Origin of the sequence: Methanospirillum sp., assembly GCF_035560735.1 — an archaeon.
GTDB lineage: Archaea > Halobacteriota > Methanomicrobia > Methanomicrobiales > Methanospirillaceae > Methanospirillum.
Genome location: NZ_DATMYY010000357.1, coordinates 1 through 5,533, shown reverse-complemented (window position 1 = coordinate 5,533; position 5,533 = coordinate 1). Strand labels below are relative to the sequence as shown.

The following is a 5,533-nucleotide window of genomic DNA, read 5'->3' as shown; positions in this document are numbered from 1 at the left end:
CTCCTGTGCTGATATTAACGACGCATACACCCCGTTTTTAGTAAGTAACTCATCATGAGTCCCCTGCTCAACTATTCTCCCCTCTTTAAGAACGATGATCTGATCTGCATGAACTATGGTACTTAACCGGTGGGCAATAATCAGAACTGTCCTGCCAGAACTGAGTTCACGGAGTGCTTCCCTTATTTCAAGCTCAGTACAGGTATCAAGAGCTGATGTTGCTTCATCCATTATCAGGATCGGAGCATTTTTCAGTACTGCTCTTGCGATAGCAATTCTCTGCCTTTCTCCTCCAGAAAGACGTACTCCACGCTCACCTACGAGAGTGTCATACCCTTTTGGAAGTGATAAGACAAACATATGAATCCGGGCGACCCGGGCGGCTGCAATAACCTCTTCATCAGTTGCATCAGCCCTGCCGAGCCTGATATTTTCAAGGATTGAAGAATTTAACAGGAAGATATCCTGTGTCACCATGGCTATCGTCTCCCTGAGACGGAACTGGGAGAGATTCTGAATATTATATCCCCCGATCCTGATAACACCGGATTGTGGATCCCAGAATCTCATAACAAGATGCGAAATCGTTGTTTTTCCTGCCCCGGTCATTCCGACAATTGCAACGGTTTTGCCTTCCTCTATGGTAAATGAGATATCATTAAGCACAGTCGGCTGATCCTTTCCATACCTGAATGACACATGCTCAACCTGGACTGATGGGTCAATATAAAACGGATTTTCCGGATGAGTTGGTTCCTGGACTGTGGGAACCATATCCATGAGATCATACAGTCGTTTTGCTCCTGCAAAGGTGAGGCTGAACTGTTTTGAAATATCAACGATATTAGCCATCGAACTGAATCCAAGTGATGCAAAGAGAACAACAATTGGGAGATCCAATGAATTAATCTCTCCCCGTGCCGCAAAAATGGAAGAATTTGCCAGGAGGAAGATGACTCCACCTGAAAGAATCAGCAGAAATGTTGAAGTGATAATTCCATTCTTTTTGACATATATTCCATATTCATCCTGGTACTGATCATTGAGAGCGACTACCTGTTCGGTTCGCGATTGTGCTCTAGAGAATGCAAGGATCTCACGAATACCCTGGACACTGTCAATTAAAAATGAATTAATTCCTCCAATCATCTCACGAAGAATATTTCCCTGTTTTTCATTGAGATATAAGGCTAATGTGGGAAGTAATGCTATACAACAGGTAAGAGCGGCATATTCCAGGGATATTATGAGATGAATTCTTAAGAGCGAAACAAATACCAGGATGGGTATGACGATCGCTGTTACCATTGGTGCTATGGTATGTGCAAAGAAGAGCTCAAGTGTTTCAATATTATTTCCTGCAACTGAAACAATATCCCCTGTCCTTCTCTGCATCAGTGCTGCCGGAGCCAGGGGTTCAATGGTCCGGTAAAACTGGTCCCGAAGATCTGCTAAAAGCCGATAGGCCCCGACATGACAGAGAAAGGGACTTAAATATCCACAGATTCCTCTCACCACGGCGAGTACGAATATAAGGAGCCCAACAGGAACGAGGAGATCTGAAGGTTGCCCTGATCGTGCCATCCTCAGAAGATCAACACCAAGAAGTCCGATCCAGAGTGTGACACCATACTTGAGAATCTCTGCAATCACTCCTCCGGAAAGTATCGGTATTTGGGGTTTTAAAACCTCAAACAGTCGAAGATACGCACTTTTTGAATTCATGCCTGATCTCCATTCACCCGGGAATATGCTTCTCCTCCTGCTAGTTCCTGTGCCCTGACAAGAGCAGCATATTTCCCATCTGCAGATATGAGTTCATCATGAGTTCCAGATTCCACGATAGACCCGTCTTCCATGACTAAAATTCGAGTAGCATCCCTGATAGTACTGAGCCGGTGTGCAATGACGAGGACAGTTCTTCCTGAAAGAATATGTTTCAGTGCGATTCTGATGTGCCGCTCACTTTCGGCATCCACACTTGCTGTGGGCTCATCAAGAATAAGAAGTGGAGCATTTTTCAAAATCGCCCGAGCTATTGCAACTCTCTGTCTCTCTCCGCCAGAGAGACGTAGACCACGTTCTCCGGCTATGGTCTCAAGCCCATCAGGGAGTGAATCGATAAATGAATCGAGACGTGCAATTTTTAGTGCTTTGTTGATCTCTTCTTCTGTAGCATCAGGACACCCAAAGAGGAGATTGTTTCTGATAGTATCATAGAAGAGATAGGTATCCTGAGAAACAAGTGATAACTGCTGCCTTAAAAATTCCAAAGGAAGATCCTGGATATTATGGCCACAGACCTCGATGCTTCCTTTGTCAGGATTATAGTACCTGAAGAGGAGATCAACAACAGTGCTTTTTCCGACACCAGATGCGCCAACAAGGGCTACCATCTCACCGCTGTTTACTGTAAAAGAACAATCTGATAAAACAGGCCGGTTTGGTTCATACGAAAATGTGACATGCGAAAATCTGATTGAAGGCACAAGTGGTACTGATATCTGTGAGGCATTTTGAGGCTCGGTAATTGTTGGTGTCTCTTCAATTATTCCAATGATAGCGTTGATAGTACTTTTTGCATTTACGCTGTTGTGATAATACTGGCTTAAATGAATCACATGCTCGTAAAAGACCGAACCGAGAAGAAGAACAAGCATTACCTGTGATGTGCTCATCGTCTTTTGACTGAGACTGATGCAAGCGTAGAGCAGGGCTGCTCCATATCCAAGATATGGAACCATATCTGCAACAAAACTGACGAGCAATCCTATCCTGAGCCGTCGGACCCAGGTTTCGCTCAGACGTTCAGCTTTTATCCTGATCTCTTCTGCCCGTGCTGTCTGCTGGTTAAAGAGTTTGAGTGTTGGCAGACCCTGAAGACTTTCAGAGTAAAATGCACTCAATCCTTTATATTCACGCCAGACATCCCGTCTGTTATGTGTTCTTCCCCGATTTGTGATCATGATCATCACCGGTACAAGAGGAACAAAGCAGAGAAGAATGAGGGCCGTTATCAGATTGACATAGAATACAAATCCTATAAACAAGGCTGCCGGGAAAATCATGCAGAGCAGAATGTATGGAATGTAGTACGCAACGTACTGTTCAAGTTGTTCGGTACCATCAACAAACGTTGCAGCAATTGATCCAGAGTCATTCCGGTCAGTGTATCCTGGCCCGAGTTTGAGAAGATGCTCGTACATTCGTGTACGGACAGCTTTTTTCATAACACCGGCAGTTGCATGTGCAGACCGTTCACGTGCTACCTCTGATACAATCCGTATCAGAAGGAGCAATACCATCCCAAAGATTTCAGGTAGCATTGATGCCGGAGATTTTCCATCAATCATCCCAGATACGAATGAGCTGACAAAGAAAAGGATCAAAATGGATGAGACTGAACTGACGAGAGCAGTGATAAACGTTCTCGTGACCAGTCCTCCAAGACCAGGAATGAGCCTGATGAGCCGTAAGTCAATACATAGGGAAATTATGCGTCTTATTCCGGTTTCTCCTGAAACAAATCCCGGTTCAGGAGGTTGCTCATGTGCCATTTAGGCTGGTATCTCCTGCTCAGAAGAGACGAGACCTGATACAGGTGAATTATTTTTTACCGGACGTAATGGAACAACATGAGGTTTTCCATGTACAATTATGACTTCTGCTGTCACCCCGTACACCTCCTCGATCATTTCAGGTGTATACAGTTCTTCGGCCTTCCCTGCAGAGAAGATCCTCCCATCACGGAGCATCACCATTGAATCGGTATACCTGGCACCAAGATTGAGATCATGGAGTGCAATGATAGCAGACATCTTCCTCTCCTTGACGAGATCGTTTACAATCTCAAGTACCTCAAGTTGATGCCTGATATCAAGGGCAGATGTTGGTTCATCAAGCAGGAGAACTTCCGGCTCCTGACAGATTGCCCGGGCCAGGAGAACCATCTGTTTCTGCCCACCTGAAAGGCATGCAAAATCTTTCATAGCCATATCTCCAATGCCGAGACGTTCGAGCGTATCTGCAACCTTGTCTATATCTTCATCACTTATTCTCCAGGCAGAATGCGGCCTTCTTCCCATTAATACTGTCTCAAAAACAGTAGAATCCATGGCACTTGTTCCCTGCTGAGGAACAAGTCCGATGGTTTTTGCCCTCTCTACCTGGTCCATCTTTAATACTTCTTTACCATCAAGGAGGATAGAACCCCTTGGCTTTAAAATCGTATCAATACATTTGATGAGTGTACTTTTTCCGGATCCATTTGGCCCGATAAGCCCGGTCATTTCGCCAGGACCTATGCAAAAGGTTACATCATGCAGGATGTCTGCCCCGGGATAGCTGAAACAGACTTTGTTAAGATCAACATTTACCATAATTCTTTCCTCTTTCGCATAAACAGATACATAAAAAAGGGAACTCCAACAAATGCTGTCATAATTCCAACTGGAAGGATCATAGGTGCAAGGATAGTTCTTGCTACAGTATCAGCTCCAAGGAGCAGTATTCCTCCGACAAGAGCAGAGCCGGGTATGACATATCTGTTGTCTCCTCCGATGATCATCCGTGTAATATGGGGAGAAACAAGCCCGACGAACCCGATAATGCCACAAAATGCTGTGACCGATGCAGTCAGAAGAGCACCAAAGACCAGTGTCCTCATCCTGACATGTTCAACATTCACACCTAGACTATGGGCAGTCTCATCACCGGCACCGATAATTGTAATATCAGATGCTTTCAGGACAAGATATGGAATTGAGACTGCAGCAATTACAAAAACAATTCCAACTGTATCCCAGCTAGCAACTGAAACGCTTCCCATCATCCAGAAAACAACAGCCTGGACCTGCTCTGCAGTTCCCAGGTACTGGGTAAATGAAGTAACTGCATCAAGCAGAAACATAATGGCAATTCCTGCCAGAATGATTGCTTCAGGTGTCATTCCCTTGCTTTTTGCGATTGTGTAAATGATCATGGTAGCGCAAAAAGCACTGATGAACGCGTTGATTACCACGCTATAAGAGCCAAAAAATTTAAGGCCGCCAATTATTGCAAGTGATGCCCCCATCGCAGCAGCAGAAGAGATCCCAAGAGTGAACGGTTCTGCCAGAGGATTGCGAAGCACTCCCTGCATGATAGCTCCTGCAACGCCAAGGCTTGCACCTGAAACGATTGCCATGGCAATCCTGGGGAGACGAATTTCCCATATAATTGTACTTGCTACAGATTCAGGGAGTCCAAGACTTGGAAAGATACCTGCCAGAATTGTTGTATATACCTCTGTAAGGGAGAGGTCGTATGAGCCAAATGATGCAGCGATGCCGACAAGGATAATTATTCCGGCGATTATCGATATCAGGAACAGTACCTTTCTCGAATGGTATTGTCCGTATGCTGTTTTTATCCCAATTTTTTCCTTTTCCTTATGAGGAAGCTGGTTTTCTAGTTGACTCATGCGCTTATTATACCCCGACAGACTCCATCCACCGCATGGAGACAATTCAGTACAGGTATGTGCTTCTTGGTT

Annotated in this window: 4 protein-coding genes; all 4 read right to left on the bottom strand. The window is 44.9% G+C overall.

Annotated elements, in window-relative coordinates; genetic code table 11:
* The coding region (locus VN429_RS10630) for an ABC transporter ATP-binding protein (RefSeq protein ID WP_325633100.1) at window positions 1–1,725 on the bottom strand (1,725 nt) is incomplete at its 3' end.
* Window positions 1,722–3,557, bottom strand: a complete 1,836-nt coding sequence (locus VN429_RS10625; RefSeq protein WP_325633098.1) for an ABC transporter ATP-binding protein/permease — start codon at window positions 3,555–3,557, stop codon at window positions 1,722–1,724. The genes VN429_RS10625 and VN429_RS10630, both read right to left, overlap by 4 nt.
* A complete protein-coding gene (locus VN429_RS10620; protein WP_325633096.1) occupies window positions 3,558–4,379 on the bottom strand; it encodes an ABC transporter ATP-binding protein in 822 nt (273 codons plus the stop codon). It lies immediately after the preceding gene.
* Window positions 4,373–5,461, bottom strand: a complete 1,089-nt coding sequence (locus VN429_RS10615; protein WP_325633102.1) for a FecCD family ABC transporter permease — start codon at window positions 5,459–5,461, stop codon at window positions 4,373–4,375. Before VN429_RS10615 ends, VN429_RS10620 begins: the two co-directional genes overlap by 7 nt.
* Window positions 5,462–5,533 lie beyond the last annotated feature (72 nt).

Excerpts from the sequence above, each read along its gene's own strand:
- VN429_RS10625 (WP_325633098.1), bottom strand. The coding sequence starts at position 3,557 with ATGGCACATGAGCAACCTCCTGAACCGGGATTTGTTTCAGGAGAAACC.
- VN429_RS10620 (WP_325633096.1), bottom strand. The coding sequence starts at position 4,379 with ATGGTAAATGTTGATCTTAACAAAGTCTGTTTCAGCTATCCCGGGGCA.
- VN429_RS10615 (WP_325633102.1), bottom strand. The coding sequence starts at position 5,461 with ATGAGTCAACTAGAAAACCAGCTTCCTCATAAGGAAAAGGAAAAAATT.